Origin of the sequence: Streptomyces radiopugnans (assembly GCF_900110735.1) — a bacterium.
In the GTDB taxonomy this organism is placed as follows: Bacteria; Actinomycetota; Actinomycetes; order Streptomycetales; family Streptomycetaceae; genus Streptomyces; species Streptomyces radiopugnans.
Window position 1 is genome coordinate 316,847 of sequence record NZ_FOET01000005.1, and the last position, 18,982, is coordinate 335,828.

The window sequence follows — 18,982 nt, forward strand, 5'->3', positions numbered from 1 at the left end:
GTCCGGTGGTGCGTTCCCGCCGGTTCTCCGCAGTCGCGCCGAAGGCGAGGAGCTGCGGGAAGCGCGTACAGCCGGGGCCCGCACCCCGAAGGATGCGGGCCCCGGCTGCGATGTGCGCGTCGGCGTCAGGCGATGACGATGTTCTCGGCCGTCGGGCCCTTCTGCCCCTGCGCGATGTCGAAGCTCACCTTCTGGCCTTCGAGCAGCTCACGGAAGCCCTGGGCGGAGATGTTCGAGTAGTGGGCGAACACGTCCGCGCCGCCGCCGTCCTGCTGGATGAAGCCGAAGCCCTTTTCCGCGTTGAACCACTTCACGGTGCCAGTAGTCATGTCTTTTCTCCTTCGGGGCAGTGAGTCGGCGGCCGCACTGCGCAGACGCCGTGTCGCCGCGATGATCACCCCGCCCGGAAAAAGACCGGAGCCAAAAAGCACTTCCAGTGGCGCAGAAGCCGACTGGGAGGGTCTGGAACTCGGGAACCACAACTGCAACTGGAATCGACAGTAGCACGTTGCGGCGATCCGTGCAGGCCGAGATATTTCTTTCCGCTCATTGTCACAGGGAAACTGTCCGCGCGTTTCGCGGAAATCTCATGCCGCGGGAACAGATATGGTTGCGAGATCCAAGCGCGGCTGTACCCGGCGGCACCGCCGGGTACAGCCGCCGGACCGGCGTCGTGGGCGGCCGTACGCACGCGGCGCGGGGTGCCTACGCGAGACGGCCGGCCGCACGGGCCGGCCGACGGGCCTCCCGGCCTCGCTGAGTGAAGCTGAGCAACGACGGCTTCGAGGAGTTCCTGCTCTCCGCTCCCTTCGAGGGGCTGGAGTTCGGCGCCCGATCCCACGAAGGACAGACGGACACCGAGTGATCTACCTGCTCGACACCGACGTCGTCGCCGAACTCACCACCCGGGCGAGGCCGGACCCGCGCGTCACGGCCCGGTTCCGGTCCACGGCCGGGCTCAACCGCTTTCTGAGCGTGATCACTGTTGCCGAGATCGAGGCAGGGGTGGCCGCCACTCCGGATCCCGTACGACAGGCCCGCTACGCCCGAGCGCTTGCCGCGGTACGGCACGAATACCACGACCGCATCGCGTCGATCGGCGGGCCGGAAGCAGCCGCCTACCTCGCGATCCACAAGACGCTCAAGGCCGCCGGTGCCGGCATCGACCCACCGGATGCCCTGATCGCCGCCACCGCCCTGGCCGACGGCTGGACCGCAGCCACCCGGAACATCAAGCACATGGCCCGGACCGGGGTCCTGGTGATCAATCCGTGGGAGGAGAAGCTGTAAGCGGCACCCGCGGTCACGACCTACTCTGCTGACGCCGGACGCGGGGCGGCGTGCCTCTCTCCCCTGCCTTCCGGTCGCTCCCACGTTCGCCATCCCCGCCTCTGAGGCAGGGTCTTGGAGAGTGACTTGTTCCGACGTCCTCAGCCTCTCCGGCGGCCGGCACGGTCAGCGACCGTGGCCGGGCCGCCGCCGGCCGGCTCGGGAGTGTGGTCCGCGAGGGCGTGAGAGGCCACCGGCAGGGGAGACGGCCTCGAACACGTCGAAGGGCCGACCCGGGAGGCTTGCCTCCCGGGTCGGCCCTTCGACCTGTGCCCCCGGCAGGATTCGAACCTGCGACACCCGCTTTAGGAGTTCGATCCGGGTCTCGGTAGCACCATCCCAGCTCGGCCGCATTACAGGTGGCTTGGTTTGCTGACGACCATTGCCGTTCATCGCCGTTGATGTCACCCGGTGATGTCAGGTGGGTACGGCTGTGGTGCGCTGTCACTGGTGAACCCGTGGGCAGCTCTTGCGAAACCCGCTATGTGACGAAGGTCACATTCGTGGAAGTCGGCGCCTGCGTCCTGTCCCTGCATGAACTTGTCTGTTCACGCTCAACCTCTGTGTGGCCGTCTGACGGCCTCTCTGGCGCCTGGAGGTCAAAAATGGCTCCCGCGCAGCGAGAGTTTGTCGAATAAGTACGTGCATAGGTGCTGCCAATAACGCGTGGCCGACCGACTGTGCTCAAGACCTCGTGTGAGGTGGTGAGTTCCAGCGCTAAGCTCGTAGCGCTGCTCATCTTCCCCCAGGGATGTCCCGGCTACGGCCGGGTTGGTTGGAGCTTCCCGACGTGGAGTGCTCTGGGAAGAGAGGAGCGACAGTGAGAGATCGATCGTTCAAGAAGGCTGGGAAGCGCTGGCCTGGCCCGGATCGCTGGCAAGTGATCCTGTCGGCACTCAGCCTTCTCGTGGCGGTCGTTGCTCTCGTGGAGCAAGTAAGGCGGTGAGTCCGGCCGTGACGTAGACGGCCGGACTCGACCGCCGCTCCGCGGGCGCTGGTCCGGTCTGGGTGCGACCAGGCCGGACCATGTCCGGGAGCTGCTCTTGCTGTACCTCTGGCTGTGGACCCCAGAATCAAGTTGTGACACAGGTTGAGCTGCCACTTGTGTCACAGCCCAAGCTACACGGAGTGGGCGCGGGGCACCTCACCCTGTAGGCGCAAGGTTGATGGATACCCAAGACCGGCCTTCTTGTTCTGGCGCTTCATGACTGGTTCCGCGGCCTGCGGCTGTGTGAGCGATCACTACTCTGAGCTGCGATCGATCCATTAGCGTTGGCAGCGCCGGTTGTTGTTGGCTGTCTTTCCCCGGCCATGCACGTTGCGTAGACGGCCACCTGACTCGACCGGCCTGCGTCCGGAGCACTGCCCCCACTGTCAGCAGGTGAGTACGTTCTGTGGACGAATCCGGCTCGTTGTGTCTGGGGCGATAGTGTCCAAGGGTGGCAACTCTCGCGCTCTTCGGCACCGACAGCCTCGCCCTTCCCAAGTCTCTACAGGAGGCCGTGGAACACGGCGAGGTGTTCACCCGTGGCTGGGTGGTCGAGCTGATCCTGGACCTGATCGGCTACACGCCGGACAAGGACCTGTGCGACACCAAGCTGATCGAGCCGGCCTGTGGCGGCGGCGCGTTCCTGGGTGCCATTGCCTCCCGCGTAAGCGCCTCCTGCCACGCCCACGGACGCCCCCTCACCGACGCGACCGAGGCGGTTCGGGCTTTCGATCTGCTGGACCACAACGTGGAGCAGAGCCGGACCCTGATCACGCGCGCACTGCAAGACGAGGGCTGGGGCCCAGCAGACTCCGAGCAGATCGCCGCGGCGTGGGTGCGCCAGGGCGACTACCTGCTCCAGGCCGACTCCGACTACCGCGCCGACTACGTCGTTGGCAACCCTCCCTACATCCGACTGGAAGACGTCCCCGACGACCGCATGGCCGCCTACCGGGACGCCTGCCCCACCATGAGCGGCCGGGCCGACATCTACATCGGCTTCTACGAGACCGCCCTGCGCAGTCTCACCCCGGGTGGCCGCCTCGGCTTCATCTGCGCCGACCGCTGGATGCGCAACCAGTACGGCCGCGCCCTGCGCCGCCTGGTGACCCGCGGTTTCAGCATGGACCTGGTGTTGACCATGCACGACGTGGACGCCTTCGACGAGCAGGTCTCTGCGTACCCGGCGATCACGGTCATCTCCAACCGCCGCCAGGGACCGGCCGTCGTCGCCGACACCACACGGGCCTTCGACGCCGCACGGTCCCGCGACTTCGCCGCCTGGTGCCGGTCCGGGGCCCGCGAGCAGATCGACGCGGAAGCCTTCCAGGCTGTGCGCCTGCCGCACTGGTTCCCCGGGGAGGAGTCCTGGCCGGCGGCTTCCCCGGCCCGGCTGGCGATGCTGGAAGACCTCACCAAGCGCTTCGGGCTGCTGGAGGACCCCCGCACCGGGACACGTGTCGGCATCGGGGTCGCCACCGGTGCGGACAAGGTGTTTCTCACCCAGGACGCCGACGCGGTCGAACCCGATCGGCTGCTTCCGATGGCGATGGTCCGCGACACCACCAACGGCACCCTCGACTGGGGCGGCACCTACCTGGTCAATCCGTGGAGCACGGACGGTGACCTGGTCGACCTCAGCGCCTACCCCCGGCTCGCCTCCTACCTCGACAGGCACGGGGATGCCCTGCGCAAGCGGTACGTGGCGGTCAAGCAGCCTCACCGCTGGTACAAGACGATCGACAAGGTCGACGCCCGTCTCACCCGCCGACCCAAGCTGATGTTCCCGGACATGAAGTTGACGATCCATCCGGTCCTCGACGAAGGCGGCCTGTACCCTCACCACAACCTGTACTACATCGTCTCGGACACCTGGGATCTGCGCGTTCTCGGCGGCCTGCTGTTGTCCAGGATCGCCCAGGCGTTCGTGGAGGCCTACGCGGTCCGGATGCGCGGGGGAACCCTTCGTTTCCAGGCCCAGTACCTCCGTAAGATCCGTGTTCCCGACCCGGATGCGATCGACGAGCGGGACAGGGCCGCGCTCGCGGACGCCTTCGACCGTCGGGACGTGGAGGCTGCCACCGAGGCCGCGCTGCGCGTGTACGGACTTGCCGAACTGCCCGAGTAGGAGAAGCCGACGGTGACAGTCACCCGCCAGGACTTCGAGGACGCCATAGCCGCCTACTGGGGCGCCAAGCAGATGCAGGGCGAGCAGTCCGCGATCCGGGAAGCGGTGGGCGCCGGCACCGCGGGCACCGTACGGGGCGGCAAGCACTTCGACGCCATCGCCACCCTCCTGGCCAAGTTCTTCCTCGACGCCGGTTACCCGCCCGAGAGCATCCGCGTCACCAAGTCCCAGGGGCTCGCACTGCCCGGCTACTACCGGCCGCAGAAGCAATGGGACGTCGTGGTCGTCCACGAGGGCGTCCTCATCGCGGCCTTCGAACTCAAAGGGCTGGGCGGGCCGTCGTACGGCAACAACTACAACAACCGGGTCGAAGAAGCCCTCGGCAGCGCCGTCGACCTGCGCCGCGCGGCTCTGGCAGAGCTGTTCCCGAAGGAGAAGCCCTGGCTCGGCTACTTCTTCATCATGCAGGATGGCGAGGGGTCAAGGACTCCGGTCAAGATCGCAAAGGGCGGCCTGCCAGTCGACGACATGTGGCACGGGACCTCGTACCAGGACCGCTTCGGGATCTTCTGCCAACGACTCGTCGACGAACAGCTCTACGACGCCGTCTGCTACGTGACCTCCTCGCTGGAGAACCCAAGCCCGGTCGAACCGGTCGACAGCCTCGACTGGCGCCACTTCGCCGCGGCCATAAACGCCCGCCTCACCTACTTGAAGAGTCTTGGGATTCCGAGGTAGTTGACCGGAATTTTAAGTGGATTTGGGTTTCAATTTTTGCCATGCTGCAATAGCCTTGCGCAGTCTTACGTCCGGATCATACTCGCTAATAAGGAAGCCAGACTTCAGCTGGGAGTCGATTTCCACCACCTGATCCAATGTGTTGACCTTAAGCATCATTCCGGCGAAGGCTAGACCTTGCGATATCTCTTGGCCAGCATTTACTCCATCGACTCGAATGCCGACCCCGCGGAGGTCGATCAGAGATCCGGAGTGCCAAAATTTGGCACGAAGGTGGGCTGGCTCCCCCTTTGCGCTCAGATGCATTGCTACTTGGTTGGCGGCAGAGCGAACCACTAATTTCCGGTGTTCCGCCTCCAGGTCCCAAATTGCAGCGTCCCCTGAGACCCGCTCGTTATCATCGATTAGGGCGATCAGGTTACCGAGCCGGTCATAAAGAGTGGCAGATAGTCTGAGGTGTCCATCATTTCCCGGGCTTAGGCTCAGCAGTGGCTCTTCGTTCGCAATCAGCAATGGCCCCTCTCCTGCCAACAAGACACCTCCGGCGAGGACGGCGCAGTACTCCTGGTTAACATGGAGCATTCCCCCAGTGAGCCCTCTCCTAGAATTGAAATGGTTCGCCTGTATCTCTCTTTGCTGAGCCTCGCTTAGGGCTCCCTTTGAAGCCATGTCGTGACAGAGGGGGCACAGGAGCATCATATCTTCCACCCGAAAGTGCTGCTCCCGACTGTATGGAATTATGTGGTGATACTGATAGATTGGTATTCCGCATCTACAGCAACCGAACCGTGCATGCTGGCGAAGTTTTCTCTTCACATCAACTGGCGGCTTAGGCCTATTTTCCAAGACTTCCCTCTCGGAACGCTTAAGCGGAGTATGCAGAACATTCTGTAGCGTAGTGGGAGATCTCATCGCATGTCACGGGAACAGGTTGGCAGAGCGGGTTTGGGCGGTGTCCTGCCTGGGCTGGGGTCGAGCATGGCCAGGGGGCCGTACGCTGGTTGGCAACTCGGGCAGGCTTTGGACCTGCCCGCAATGTGTCCGAGTGGCCCCCTGGGCTTGCTCGACGCGGGTCCCGGACCGGGCAGGTGCGTAAAGCCGCGGTCGGGTGATCCGGCTGCACGACGCCCGGCACGGCTGCGCGACGCTGCTCACCGCCGCCGGGGTCGCTCCCCGTGTGGTGATGGAGATCCTCGGCCACAGCCAGATCAGCATCACCATGGATGTCTACACGCACGTGGTGCAGGACACCCAGCGGGAGGCGATCAGCCACATGGACCGACTGCTCAGGAGACGTCCTGGCACCGGTTGATCCCCGCCGGTGCCAGTGCGAGGCGCGCGGAAGCCCTGGAATTTGCCGTGATCAGTCCGGGGCTTCCGGCGGTTGTGGCCGGTCAGTGCTCACGCTCCCCGCACGCGGTCGGGTGGAGCGCGGAGCCTGGTACGGCTTTTTCCGTGGGAACCCCCCTGAGCAGCAGGCATGCCTGCCCGGTGTCGTCCGCGGGCGGGTATTCGGTTTCAACTGCCGGCACAGGGAACCGAGACGGCCCCGCATGCAGTTCGCCTTCGACGGGAGGGCTCGGGAGCACCCCTTCCAAGACGCCGAACGCTGCGACCACGCCCTCGGACACCGGCAAGGTTTCCTCGATGTCGAACCGCCAGTGCAGTCGCGCCTCTGCCAGCAGCCTCTTTCCGGGGTGGCCCTGGGCGAGAACGATGTCTCGGCGACTGCGCACGCTCCGGGCCACGGCACAGCAGATGGGTACGTGCATCCCATGCTCTGTGACCACCCGGTTGTAGTCGGCTGCTGGATGGAGGCACAACGCGTCGTCCAGCAAGCCCACAGCAGCCACCCGAGCATGCGGGTGGCCCTGCTCCACGATGTCCAGCAGCAAAGGAGCAGCCCAGCTTGCGGAGGGGAACACCATGCCGCTGTGGTCGTGCACGATGCCGCCGCCCGCGAGGCGGGACGCCGCATCGGCGGCCTGGTCGAGTGTGGTGGCGGTGGCCAGCTCCTTGAGACTGCCGACGATCACCTCGGGGCGGTATCGCGGGTTGGGAGGAGCCGGTACGGCCGACCAGTCCACGGCGTCGATGGCGTCGGAGAGCACGGGGGCATTGTGCCGAGGTCTCGGGGCCCGCGCAGCCTTGTCCGCGCGGCTCACGGACTGCTCGCGCAGTAGGCACATCGACCGTGACCGACTGTCCCGTTGATGTCAGACGTAGATGTCAAACGCCCCGGACCGTACCCGGTCCGGGGCGTTCGCGCTGGTGCCCCCGGCAGGATTCGAACCTGCGACACCCGCTTTAGGAGAGCGGTGCTCTATCCCCTGAGCTACGAAGGCGGGGTGTGTGGGGATCCCCGCGGGAAACCCCGCCGGGACCGGTACACGCAGTCGGCGCCTGCTGCCGGCCGCGGGTGGACGGAGTCCCATGGCGCGGATCCCCGGTCCTCTTCCCGTGGCGGCAGAGGTGCCGGGGACAGTCTAGCGGATGGCGAGGAGTGGAGCGGCGGCGCCCGGGTCGTCTCCCCGGCTCCGGCTCCGGCCCCGGCCCCGGCTCCGGTCTCGGCCCGGTCGGGGGCGGCGGGCCCCGGTCCCGCCCCGCCGGCGGGGTCCGAGGAGGTGCGGCTTCTGTTCTTCCTTGCCCCCTGTGTCCGTTCTTCGGGAATCCGCACTGCGTGTTCCCGACCACGCCGTCCCCTTCAGCCGGTGCCGCTGTCCGGAGATGCTCCAAGGGCGCGGAAGGACGTGCGGAAACCGGGGTGGCACACAGGACGCGCATTCCGCGACTGCCGTCGAGGGCCGGCATCGGAAACACAGGTGGGTTCGCCGCACGGGCCGTGGTCACCCCTGCGCGGATTCCAGGTGGTCGTCCGCGCGGCGGAGCGCGGAGGTAACGGAGAGGTGGTGGTGCCCGGTGGCCGGCACAGCGGTGGTGACCGGGGCGAGCAGCGGGATCGGGGCGGCGACCGTACGCCGCCTGGCGAAGGACGGTTTCGACGTGGTGGCCGTCGCCCGGCGCGCGGACCGGCTTCGCCGGGTGGCGGAGGAGACAGGTGCGCGGGCCCGCCGGCTGGACATCACGGACGCCGAAGCCGTCCGGCGGTTCGCCGGCGAGCTGGAGTCCTGCGACGTCCTGGTCAACAACGCCGGCGGCGCCCTGGGGGTGGACAGGGTGGAGGCCGGTTCGGTGGACGACTGGGAGCGGATGTTCGCCGTCAACGTGCTGGGCACGCTGCGGATGACGCAGGAGCTGCTGCCGCTGCTGAGGCAGGGGGCGGGGGGCACCGTCGTGACCGTCACCTCCACCGCGGCCTTCACCGTCTACGAGGGCGGCGGCGGGTACAGCGCGGCCAAGCACGCCGAACACGCGCTCAGCGAGACCCTGCGGCTGGAGCTGTGCGGTGAGCCGGTCCGGGTCGTCGAGGTGGCCCCCGGGATGGTGAGGACCGAGGAGTTCGCCCTCAACCGCGTGCGCGGCGACAGGGAGAAGGCGGCCGCCGTGTACGAGGGCGTCGACCGTCCGCTGACGGCGGACGACGTCGCCGAGTGCGTCGCGCTGGCGGTCGGCCTGCCCCAGCACGTGAACGTGGACCACCTCGTGGTGCGCCCCCTCGCCCAGGCGGCGCAGCACAGGGTCCACCGCGGACCGCTTTTCCGCGAGGCGCGCAACCCGGCTGCCCGCGGCGCTACGCGGTGACCCGGGAGGACGGTGGCGGTGCGGCCGGGCCGCGGCGGAGTGGTCCGCACAGGTCCGCACGGGCTCGAACAGACCCGCACGGGCCCGCGCGCCCGCCGCGCCGTGCCGCCGCCGTCCCCGCCCCCGGCCGCTCCGGAGGCCCCGGGTGCGGCGAACCCCGCCCCCCGGAGGCGGTTCGGCAAGGTCAATCCAACCGAGGCCAATCCAACCGAGGAGTGTCCCAGTCTTGAGCTCCCAGCGTGAACTCCTGACGCCGCAGATGCTGCGGTACGACGACTTCGACGACCGCGCGGAGACCCGCTATCTGCCCTATCTGATGTATTTCCATCGGGCCGGATACCGGTCCGAGACGGTGAACACCGACCGGCTGGGATTCCGGATTTCCTGCGGGGCCACCGAACAGGGGTCCGTGGAGGAACCGCCGAAAGGTCCGGTGCGGCTGCTGGCCGGCAGTTCCACTCCGTTCGGGATCGGCGCCACCAGCGATGCCGCGACGATGGCGTCGCGTCTGTGGTCCAAGTACGCGCCATCGGTCCCGTGGCTCAACTTCGCCGGGCGCAGCCACAACTCGATGCAGGAGCTGCTGCTCTTCCTGATGCACCGGCACCTGCTTCCGGAGCTGGAGGAGATCGTCGTCTTCTCGGGCCTCAACGACCTTGCGCTCAGCAGGCTTCCGCAGTGGCAGCGTGGGGAGCACGGGGCGTTCTTCAACTGCGGCGAGTACTTCGAGCAGATGGAGGACCTGCGGGCCAGGCACCGCAAGCCGAAGCGGGGGTTCGGGCGCCGCTCGGCAGCGGCCGGGGCCGAGGAGCACGAGGAGCACGTGGTGCCCCCGCTCGGGGAGCGCATCGCCTACGCGGTGGAGCTGACCGCACGGCACCTCGCCTCCCTGCGTCTGCTGGCGGAGCCGACCGGCGCGCGCATCACCTACGTGCTGCAGCCGCTCGCCACCTGGGTGCGGGAGTCCCCCTCGCCCGAGGAGAGGGCGGTCTTCGGCGAGCTGGACGAGATCTCCAACTTCTGGGAGCTGTACGGCGACATCGCCACGATGGAGACGGGCCGGAAGTACGCCGAGGCGCTCCGCACGGCCTGCGAGGCGCAGGGCGTGCGCTTCCTCGACATCAGCCCGGTGATCGCCGGATCGGTGACGGAGCGGGACTGGCTGTACGTGGACCGCGCGCACTTCACCGACCACGGTACGGAGGTCGTGTCCGGCCTGCTCGCCGACTCCCTCGGCCTTTCCTAGCCTCCCCGTCCACCGCAGCACCACACGCATCCGAGAGAGGGCATCCAGCCATGTCGTTCGTGCGAAGGATCGTCGCGAAGCTGTTCAGGCGCAAGCGGAAGACCAAGAACGACGCATCCATCTACCCCATGTTCTGACCGGACGGCCGGACGTGCTCCGCACGGCCGGGAGCTCGATCACGTAGAGGAGAGGGGAACGATGCAAGCCCAAGAGGCAACCGCCTCGGCGACGCCGTCCGCGCGGCAGCGGACGGGCGGGCCGCCCGGGCCGCCGCGAGGCGGCGGTTCCGCGCGGGCGGTGTACGCGTACGCCGCCGATCCGGAGGCGTCCGTCCCCGAGGGCGGGTTCGTCGAGGAGGTCCGCACCGAGCTGCGCCGCCACGCCCACTGCGGGGAGGGCGCCTCGCTCGACGCGCTCGTCCGGCGGGCCGCCGCCTGGGCGGCCGGTGAGCGCGAGCGGTACCTGGCCCTTCTCGGCTCCGGGGACGGGGAGGGGCGGGAGCCCGGGGAGGACCGGAAGCCGGGGGGAGGCCCCTCGGAGGGGTACCGCGAGGTGCTCGTCCGCCGGGCCGTCCTCGGCTGCGCCCCGCTGTCCCTGGTCTCCGGCGCGTGGCTGCAGTGGCTGAGCGCCCCGGGGAACGCGGAGAGCCCGGTGGTGCTCAGGATCCTCGCCCTGTACGCCTCCGACGTGGGTGTGGGCCACCCGGACGCCTCCCGGGGCAGTGCCTATCTGGGGCTGCTGCGCCGGCTGCGGCTGGCGGAGAACGCGGTGCCGGTCGCGCGGCTCACCGGCGACCGGCGCATCGCGGAGGGGGCGTTCCGTCTCCCGGCGCTGCTCCTGGCGATGAGCAGGCGGCCGGACGACTTCCGGGGCGAGATCCTGGGGGCCGACCTGTGCCTGCGGTCGGTCGGGCTGCTGCCCGCCCTGTCGGTGGTCCGGAGGGAGCTGCCCACGGGCACGGACTGGGCCGCCGTCGACCCGGCGGAGGGACGGGGCCGGGAGGAGGCGCCGCCGGCCGGGCAGTGCCGTGCCGCTGTGGAGGAACTGCTGGAGCAGGAGGGCGACCGGGCCGCCGACGCGGTGCGCGAGGGCTTCGGCTGGGCGCTGGCCGTCCTGCGCGACTGGTCCGACGCGCTCCACGCGGAACTGGTGGCGGCCGGGGACCCCGCGTTCGACATGGCGGAGCTGATGCGTCTGCGGTCGCGTGAGGGCGCCGTCTACCACCACCGGTTCATGCTGGAGGGCAGGCCGCTGGCGGCCTGGCTGGCGGAGTCCCGCACCGATCCGGGGCCGCTGCTCGACGCACTGGCCCGCAGCAGGCTGGTCAAGCCCGGGCGTTCGGAGGCCAGCTCGCTGGTGCGGGGGCTGGTGGGCGAGCGGGGGCCGATGTTCCGGGTCTTCTCGCCCGAGGACCTGGAGGTCGTCCGGCGGTGGATCGACTCCCTGCCCGCGCGGCCGTCCGCGGACTCCAGCGGCGCGTCTGCGGGGGACGCTCCCTCCGGTGCCCCTCCCGGCGCGACCGGGACGGGCGGCGGGGACGCCCTGGTCGCCGTGGCCGGCGCGCTGCGGGCGGGGCCGCGCTCCGCGGGCCGCGCGCCGTCGGGCCCGCGCGAGGCCTACCACATGCTGATGCGCCGTACCGACACCCCCGCACTGCGCTCCTGGGCCATGGAGTACGTGGCCGGCTGGCTGGCGCGTTCCCGGTACGGCATGGACCGCGGGACCATGCCGCTGCCGGAGCGCTGGGGCCACGAGGGGCTGCGTCCCTGGCTGCAGGCCCAGCACGACCGCCACGGCGCCGAGTTCGAGGAGAACGCTGCCGTTCCGCTGCCGTCCAGGGAGGCCCTCGTCGACGACACGGTGCAGACGGCGCCGCTGACCCTGATCGACGGCAGCTGGCTGCAGGGGTTCACCGACTACGAGCAGGCGTCGTCCGGCATCGGGCACTCCCTCTTCGAGACGTACTGGGACGAGCTCGGCAACGGCGAGCCGCGTCTGAACCATCCCCTCATCTACCGCGAGGTGCTCAGGGAGATGGACGTGGAGCTGCCGCCGACGGCCTCGCCGGAGTTCGCCCGGTGGCCCGGCTTCCGGGACGAGTCGTTCGAGCTGCCGGTGTACTGGCTGTGCGTGGGGCGCTTCCCGCGGACGTTCCTGCCCGAGGTGCTGGGACTGAACCTGGCGATGGAGCTGTCGGGGGTGGGCGGCACGTACCGCAGGGCGCGGCTGGCCCTGAAGGAGTACGGCTTCAGCACGCGCTTCGTGGACATCCACAACACCATCGACAACGTCGCCACCGGGCACTCCGCCTGGGCGGCCGACGCTGTGGACACCCTGCTGGCCGCGCTTCCCGAGGCGCCCGGGCCCGGCAACCGGGCGGACGTCTGGGATCGGGTGCGGGTGGGCTACCGATCGCTGAATCCACCGAGCGGCGTGGGCGCGCGCCTGGCGGCCCGCCGAGGCCGTCTCTCGGGGCGGCGGCGGTGAGGTCCTTGCGCGCGGCGACGTACACATGCCCGGCCACACAGGGGTGTGGCCCGATCCCGGTGGAGGAACACGGCGATGTCTGACCTGATCATCGGAGTATCCGCCTTCTACCACGACAGCGCGGCCGCGCTGGTCGCCGACGGCGTACCGGTCGCCGCGGCACAGGAGGAACGTTTCAGCAGGCGGCGGCACGATCCCTCCTTCCCCTCGCGCGCGATCGCGTACTGCCTGGACGAGCAGGGCGTGAGCCTGGACGACGTCTCCGCCGTCGCCTACTACGAGGACCCGCGGCTGAAGTTCCGCCGAGTGCTGGCCACCTTCGCGGGCGCCGCGCCCACCGGTTTCGCCTCCTTCCGCGACACCCTGCCCGCCTGGCTCGGCCGCGAGGGCAAGCTGCGCACCGCGGACACCGTGCGCGCCGGGCTCGCGGCGCTGGGCAGGGGCCGGGTGCCCGAACTCTCCGTACGCCGCCACCACGAGTCGCACGCCGTGTCGGCCTTCTTCCCCAGCCCCTACGAGTCCGCGGCCGTCCTGTGCATCGACGGCGTCGGCGAATGGGCCACCACCACCCTGTGGCACGGCCGCGGCACCGAACTGCGGCCCCTGGCGGAGCTGCGGTTCCCGCACTCGCTCGGCCTGCTGTACTCGGCGTTCACCTACTTCTGCGGTTTCAAGGTCGACTCGGGCGAGTACAAGCTCATGGGCCTCGCGCCGTACGGCAGGCCGCGCTACGCGTCCCTCATCCGCGAACGGCTCATCGACATCAAGCCCGACGGCTCCTTCCGTCTGGACATGCGCTACTTCGAGTACCTGCGCGGCCAGGTGATGACCGGGCGCGGCTTCGAGAGGCTCTTCGGCGGACCGCGGCGCATGCCGGAGAGTCCGCTCACCGAGCGGGAGTTCGACCTGGCGGCCTCGGTGCAGGCGGTGACCGAGGAGGTCGTGCTCCGGCTGGCCAGGACGGCGCGCGAACGAACCGGGGAGTCCAGGCTGTGCATGGCCGGCGGTGTCGCGCTCAACTGCGTGGCCAACGGCAAGGTCGTCGACGCCGGGATCTTCGACGAGGTGTGGATCCAGCCCGCCGCAGGCGACGCCGGAGGCGCGCTCGGCGCGGCCCAGGCCGTCTCCCTGGAGCGCGGCGCGCGGCGCGACCACACCCGCACCGGCCGCGACGCGATGAGCGGCGCGCTGCTGGGCCCGGCCTACGGCGACGAGGAGATCGCCGAGTACCTGGAGTCCAACGGCATCCCGCACCGGCGGCTGGACAGCACCACGCTGGCCGAGACGGTCGCGGACGGGCTGGCCGAAGGGAAGATCGTCGGCTGGTTCCAGGGGCGCATGGAGTTCGGGCCGCGTGCGCTGGGCGCCCGGTCCGTCATCGGGGATCCGCGCAACCCGGACATGCAGTCGACGATGAACCTGAAGATCAAGTTCCGGGAGTCGTTCCGCCCGTTCGCGCCGGCCGTGCTGGCACCGGACGCCAAGGACTACTTCGACCTGCCGCAGGAGAGCCCGTACATGCTGGTGGTCTCGCAGGTCGCCGCCGCCCAGCGGCTGGAGGCCGACGACGGCGGCGCCTCCGGGCTCGACCTGCTGAAGGTGCGGCGCTCCACCATCCCGGCCGTCACCCACGTCGATTCCTCGGCGCGGGTGCAGACGGTCACGGAGCACGGCAACGCCGCGTACCACCGGCTGCTGACCGCCTTCAAGGCCCGCACGGGCTGTCCGGTCCTGGTCAACACCTCCTTCAACGTGCGTGGCGAGCCCATCGTGAACTCCCCGCACGACGCCTACACCTGCTTCATGCGCACCGACATCGACATGCTGGCGCTCGGAAACTTCCTGCTGGAGAAGCACGAACAGCCCTCCTGGACAGAGGCGTCCGACTGGCGCGACGAGATCCCGCTCGACTAGATCCCGCTCGACTAGATCCCGCTCGACTGGAGCCCGCTCGACTGGAGCCCGCCCGCGGAGCCGCGCCGGACGAGCGGGGCCCCGCGACGTACGCCGTCCCGCCGCCGTCCCGCCCCAGGGCCCCGGCCCCGCACGGGCGGACAGGCCCGGCCCCGCACCGTCCGCCGAGAGAACGGAACGTCCATGCGCACCTTCCTGCTCCTCATCCTCTACTACCTGCTCGTGACGCCCGCCGGCCTGCTCGGCCGGCTCGTCAAAGACCCCCTGGCCCGCCGCTGGAACCGGAGTACGGACACGTACTGGATTCCGTCGGCCCCGCCGCCCGTCCGCTGAGCGGCGCACAAAGGCGTGCAACTGACTGAACGGAGACATCGATGACCAGCCTGCTCCAGTTCGCCCGGTATCGCGTCGAGGACGGCGTCCGGGACCTGTTGGGCAAGGAGATCTCGGCGCGGGTCTCGGAGACCAACCTGGAATCGGACCTCGACGACGCCATACTCGCCGGCATCGGCGCGTACGCCCTGCGGCGCCACCTGCCCGGCGACATCCTCCAGGGAATCCAGGTGTTCACCGCGGCGGGCTCCCACGCGCTCCTGCTCTCCAACCTGCCGATGCAGGAGTTCCCGCCCACACCGGTGAGCGGATTCGGGGACGAGACCGAACTCGCCGTGACCAACGCGATCCACCTGGGGCTCATACGGATCCTGGGGTGCACGCCGTTCGCCGTCCGCTACGAGAACGACGGCCGGCTCGTCCGCAACGTGGTGCCCAACCCGGCGGCCTCCGGGACGACCAGCTCCTGGGGGGCGGACTCGGAGTTCTTCTGGCACACCGACAACCCGCACCAGCCGTTCGGACCGCCCGGCTCGGACCCCCGGCTGTACACACCGCCGTACCTGACCTTCTACGCCGTGCGCAACGAGGAGCGGGTGCCCACGGAGATCGCGGCGCTCGACGACGTCGTCGTACGGCTCGACGAGGAGACCCGGCTCGGCCTGACGGCCGCGGAGTTCGAGATCGGCGCGCCCGACTCCAACGACAGGGAGGCCACCGGGCCGCTGGTGCGGACCGAGGTCCTCGAGATCGGCCCGGACGGCCGCCACCGTGCGCGCTACGACCGCGGGACGACGGTCGGCATCACGGACGCCGCCAAGCGGGCGCTGGAGCGGTGGTGCGCGGTCCTGCCGACCGTGCCGTCGGCCGAACTGGTCCTGGAGACCGGCGACTTCATGATCTTCGACAACCGCCGGGTACTGCACCGCCGCAAGGCGTTCACCCCGCGCCCCCACGTGCGGGCCCGCTGGCTGCGCCGCTGCTACGCCGCCTGACGGCCGGCCCGGACCGCCGCCGCCCCGCCCGGCACGCACCGCACACCGAACGCACCACACCCCGCACATACCGCACATACCGCACACCACCGGAGGGAACGTCATGGGCAAGTACCGCGTAGCGGTCGTCGGCGGAAGGCCGGCACCGGTCACGGGCGCGAGAGAACTCGGCATCGACGTCGTCCTCGTCCACGAGGAGGGCGCCTACGACGTGGCCGTGGCGGAGCACTGCGAACGCATCGTGCACGCCCCCATCGCCGACGGCCAGGCGGTCCTCGACGCGCTGAAGCCGCTGCACGACGAGCGCCCCTTCGACCGCGTCCTCACCACCACCGAACCGGCCGCCGAGTCCACCGGCTTCGTCGTGGACTCGCTGGGCCTGCCGGGCGTCACCGAGGCCACCGCCCGGGCACTCAAGGACAAGGCGCTGACCAGGGAGCTGCTGGACCGGCACGGGCTGAGCCCGGTGCGGTACCGCAGGGTGGAGGGCGCCGCCGAGATCGAGGCGTTCCGGGCCGAGACCGGCGGCCGGATCATCGTCAAGCCGGTGGACGGCGTGGCGAGCCTCCACATCCACACCGTGGAGGGCCCCGGGGACGCGGAGAGGGCCTGGCGGGCACTGAGCGAGGCGGACGTCTCCGGGGTCATCGCCGAGGAGTACCTGGACGGCCCCGTCGTCAGTGTGGACTCCTTCTCGCACGAGGGCCGGCACCTGCCCATCGGCTACTCCGAGTACCGCATGAACGACCGGTACGTCGAGTGGGAGGTCAGCACTCCCAGCCGCCAGGCCGCCCCGTGGCTCGCCGAACTCCGCGACCTCACCCCCAGGGTCCTGGACGCCGTGGGCCTCACCGAAGGGCCCTCGCACAGTGAGTTCGTCCTCACCGAGAAGGGCCCGCGCGTTCTCGAGTCGCACGCCCGGCTGGCCGGCAGCGGCGCGCCCGAGCTGGTCCGCCGCGCCTTCGGGCTGGACCTGAACCGGATGTTCCTCACGGTGCCGCTCGGCATCGACGAACTGCCGCAGACCCCGCCCGAGCCCCTGGGCGGCGCCGCGGTCCGGTTCTTCACCCCGGAGCCGGGCACGATCACCGGGATCGAGGTGGCCGACGACGCGGCCGACGAGATCCGCCACGTCCCCAGGGGCGAGAAGCTCCACGTCTTCCTGCCCTACCTGGACGAGTTCACGGGCACCGAGGTGGCGGCGGTGATCGGCAAGAGCGTCGGTGAGACCGTGCCGCCGCTGCTGACCGTCGCCGACTGCGTCTCCGGATACGTCATCGCCTCCGGGCGCGACGCGGACGACGCCGTCGCCAGGTGCGAGGCCGCCAACGACAGGATCCGCTTCAGGACCAGCTGAAGGCCGCCGCCCGCCGCTCCCCCTCCGCACCGTGCCGGCCGGGCGGCCGGGCCCCGGTCGTGGGCCCGGCCGCCCGGTCCCGGGCAAGCCCCCGCACCCTCACGCTCCCTGGGATGGAACCTCCTGTGAACACGATCACCTCCACTGTCCTGGCGGAGGGCTCCACACCGGATCCCGTCGCCCAACTGAACTCCGTCCGCCGGCTCGTCGAGGACCGGTACACCTGCGATCAGCCGCTCGCCCGGGCCGCTCTGCACCTGATCGACTGCGCGACCGACATCGTGGCCCAGCTCCCGGGCGGCGATCTGGAGGCGGCCCGCGGCGCGCTCGGCTCGGCCCGCGCCGCGGTGGTCTCGGCGACCTTCGCGGTGGGCCGGGTCCGGGACATGGCGACCGCCGAGGCGGAGCGCTCATGAGCGGGCACATCGTCGTCATCCACCGCTGGCGCGACCGGCACGCCCACTACGAGGACTATCTCGACCACCGCGCCCACCGGGTCACCTACGTGACCACGGAGACGGCGCTCGACTCCGTACCCGTCCGCGCGGCGGCCGTCGACGTGGTCCCGGCCACCGACGACCCGGACGCGGTCTGGCGAGCCGTGAGCGGGCTGCGCGCCCGTTTCGGTGCGCCCGAGAGGGTGGTGGCCCTCAACGAGGGCGACCTGGACACCGCCGCCCTCGTACGCGAGCGGCTCGGCTGCGCGGGGCAGACCCCCGGCACACTGGCCCGCTTCCGCGACAAACTGGTCATGAACCGGACGGTCGAGGGCGCGGGCATACCGGTTCCCGCCTTCGCGGACGCCCCCGACGAGGCGGCCGTCCGGGCGTTCGCCGACCGCCACGGATGGCCCGTGGTGGTCAAACCGCGCAGGGGCACCGCCAGCCGGGGCGTCGTGCTCCTGGAGAGCCCCGCCGACCTGCCGTCGCTGCGCACCCTGCCTCCCGAGCCCCGTCTGGTGCAGGAGTTCTGCGCAGACGCGGTCTTCCACATCGACGGCCTGTGGACCGGCGACGGGCTCGGCCCCTGGCGGGCGTCCCGCTACGTCAACACCTGTGTGGACTTCACCAGGGGCGAGGCACTCGGCTCGGTCGAGGTCGACGATCCGGACCTCCTCGCATCGCTCTCCGGCTTCACGGACCGGGTCGCGCGCGCACTCGGCCCGGAACCCTGGGTCTTCCATCTGGAGGCATTCGTCGGTACGTCGCCCGACGGCCGGCGCACGGTCCGGTTCCTGGAGGCGGGCTACCGGGTCGGCGGGGCGGAGATCCCGTTCGTCTGGCGTGAGGTGCACGGCATCGACCTGATGCACGCCGCCGCCGACGTCCAGCTCGGCCGCCGCCCGGCGCTCCCCGTGCCGGACCGCTGGCGTACGGGCGGCTGGCTGCTGGTGCCCTCGCCCGTACCGGCCCCCTGCCGTGTGACGTCCTGGGCCCTTCCCGAGGCCCCGAGCCCTGACGAGGGCCCCTACGCGTCGGTGATCCCGGCCGTCGGCCATGTCGTCCCGCAGGTGGGCGGGTACGAGCACGTGGGCGCGCGGTTCCGGTTCCGGGGCGAGTCCAGCGGCGACGTGGAGAAGGCAGTCCTCCGCACGGCGGCGCAGTTCCGGCTGGAGTGCGTTCCCGCCGGGACGAACCGGGGAGGAGGCCGGGCGGTGTGCGGGCTGGACCGATGACGACTTCTGTTCGCACGGCCGCCAGGGTGCCCGCCGTACTGGTTCTGGAGGACGGCCGCATCTTCCGCGGCCGTGCCTACGGGGCGGTGG

At 70.0% G+C, this 18,982-nt stretch carries 15 protein-coding genes, 1 tRNA gene and 1 pseudogene; 13 read left to right on the top strand and 4 right to left on the bottom strand.

Going from position 1 to position 18,982, the window contains the following annotated elements; genetic code table 11:
- Window positions 1-125 precede the first annotated feature (125 nt).
- Window positions 126-329: a cold-shock protein gene (locus BMY40_RS13750; RefSeq protein ID WP_093659107.1), complete on the bottom strand. Its 204-nt coding sequence runs from the start codon at window positions 327-329 to the stop codon at window positions 126-128.
- Window positions 330-861: 532 nt separating this feature from the next.
- On the opposite strand from BMY40_RS13750, the gene BMY40_RS13755 reads away from it, so the two are divergent.
- The 3 genes from BMY40_RS13755 to BMY40_RS13765 all read left to right on the top strand — a co-directional run bounded on the left by BMY40_RS13755 (window position 862) and on the right by BMY40_RS13765 (window position 5,183).
- Window positions 862-1,290: a PIN domain-containing protein gene (locus BMY40_RS13755; RefSeq protein ID WP_093659109.1), complete on the top strand. Its 429-nt coding sequence runs from the start codon at window positions 862-864 to the stop codon at window positions 1,288-1,290.
- Between the two features lie 1,478 nt (window positions 1,291-2,768).
- A complete protein-coding gene (locus BMY40_RS13760) occupies window positions 2,769-4,445 on the top strand; it encodes an Eco57I restriction-modification methylase domain-containing protein (protein ID WP_093659111.1) in 1,677 nt (558 codons plus the stop codon).
- A gap of 12 nt (window positions 4,446-4,457) precedes the next feature.
- On the top strand, window positions 4,458-5,183 hold the full coding sequence (locus tag BMY40_RS13765) for a PaeR7I family type II restriction endonuclease (RefSeq protein ID WP_093659113.1): 726 nt from the start codon (window positions 4,458-4,460) through the stop codon (window positions 5,181-5,183).
- A gap of 12 nt (window positions 5,184-5,195) precedes the next feature.
- Here the strand turns inward: BMY40_RS13765 and BMY40_RS13770 are convergent, their stop codons facing one another.
- Window positions 5,196-6,095, bottom strand: a complete 900-nt coding sequence (locus BMY40_RS13770) for an HNH endonuclease (protein WP_093659115.1) — start codon at window positions 6,093-6,095, stop codon at window positions 5,196-5,198.
- 193 nt (window positions 6,096-6,288) lie between these two features.
- On the opposite strand from BMY40_RS13770, the pseudogene BMY40_RS13775 reads away from it, so the two are divergent.
- Window positions 6,289-6,495 (top strand): annotated as a pseudogene (locus BMY40_RS13775) (tyrosine-type recombinase/integrase); the annotation flags it as partial.
- Between the two features lie 82 nt (window positions 6,496-6,577).
- Here the strand turns inward: BMY40_RS13775 and BMY40_RS13780 are convergent.
- Window positions 6,578-7,294, bottom strand: coding sequence for a hypothetical protein (locus tag BMY40_RS13780; protein ID WP_093659117.1), 717 nt, complete (start codon window positions 7,292-7,294; stop codon window positions 6,578-6,580).
- A 158-nt stretch (window positions 7,295-7,452) separates the two neighbouring features.
- Window positions 7,453-7,528 (bottom strand) — tRNA-Arg (locus BMY40_RS13785).
- A gap of 574 nt (window positions 7,529-8,102) precedes the next feature.
- Here BMY40_RS13785 and BMY40_RS13790 point away from each other — a divergent pair.
- The 9 genes from BMY40_RS13790 to BMY40_RS13825 all read left to right on the top strand — a co-directional run bounded on the left by BMY40_RS13790 (window position 8,103) and on the right by BMY40_RS13825 (window position 18,892).
- Window positions 8,103-8,885: an SDR family oxidoreductase gene (locus BMY40_RS13790; RefSeq protein WP_093659119.1), complete on the top strand. Its 783-nt coding sequence runs from the start codon at window positions 8,103-8,105 to the stop codon at window positions 8,883-8,885.
- Between the two features lie 226 nt (window positions 8,886-9,111).
- Window positions 9,112-10,131, top strand: a complete 1,020-nt coding sequence (locus BMY40_RS13795) for an SGNH/GDSL hydrolase family protein (RefSeq protein ID WP_093659121.1) — start codon at window positions 9,112-9,114, stop codon at window positions 10,129-10,131.
- Between the two features lie 198 nt (window positions 10,132-10,329).
- Window positions 10,330-12,618, top strand: a complete 2,289-nt coding sequence (locus BMY40_RS13800; protein ID WP_093659123.1) for an iron-containing redox enzyme family protein — start codon at window positions 10,330-10,332, stop codon at window positions 12,616-12,618.
- Between the two features lie 75 nt (window positions 12,619-12,693).
- Window positions 12,694-14,532 (top strand): carbamoyltransferase family protein, encoded by a 1,839-nt coding sequence (locus tag BMY40_RS13805; protein ID WP_093659125.1) that lies wholly within the window; start codon window positions 12,694-12,696, stop codon window positions 14,530-14,532.
- 183 nt (window positions 14,533-14,715) lie between these two features.
- Window positions 14,716-14,865: a hypothetical protein gene (locus BMY40_RS28065; protein WP_177214000.1), complete on the top strand. Its 150-nt coding sequence runs from the start codon at window positions 14,716-14,718 to the stop codon at window positions 14,863-14,865.
- A gap of 41 nt (window positions 14,866-14,906) precedes the next feature.
- Window positions 14,907-15,860, top strand: coding sequence for a TauD/TfdA family dioxygenase (locus BMY40_RS13810; protein ID WP_093659127.1), 954 nt, complete (start codon window positions 14,907-14,909; stop codon window positions 15,858-15,860).
- Between the two features lie 103 nt (window positions 15,861-15,963).
- Window positions 15,964-17,217: an ATP-grasp domain-containing protein gene (locus BMY40_RS13815; protein ID WP_093659129.1), complete on the top strand. Its 1,254-nt coding sequence runs from the start codon at window positions 15,964-15,966 to the stop codon at window positions 17,215-17,217.
- 113 nt (window positions 17,218-17,330) lie between these two features.
- Window positions 17,331-17,633, top strand: a complete 303-nt coding sequence (locus tag BMY40_RS13820; RefSeq protein ID WP_177214001.1) for a hypothetical protein — start codon at window positions 17,331-17,333, stop codon at window positions 17,631-17,633.
- Window positions 17,630-18,892, top strand: a complete 1,263-nt coding sequence (locus tag BMY40_RS13825) for an ATP-grasp domain-containing protein (protein WP_093659133.1) — start codon at window positions 17,630-17,632, stop codon at window positions 18,890-18,892. The genes BMY40_RS13820 and BMY40_RS13825 overlap by 4 nt, the downstream gene beginning before the upstream one ends.
- Window positions 18,893-18,982 lie beyond the last annotated feature (90 nt).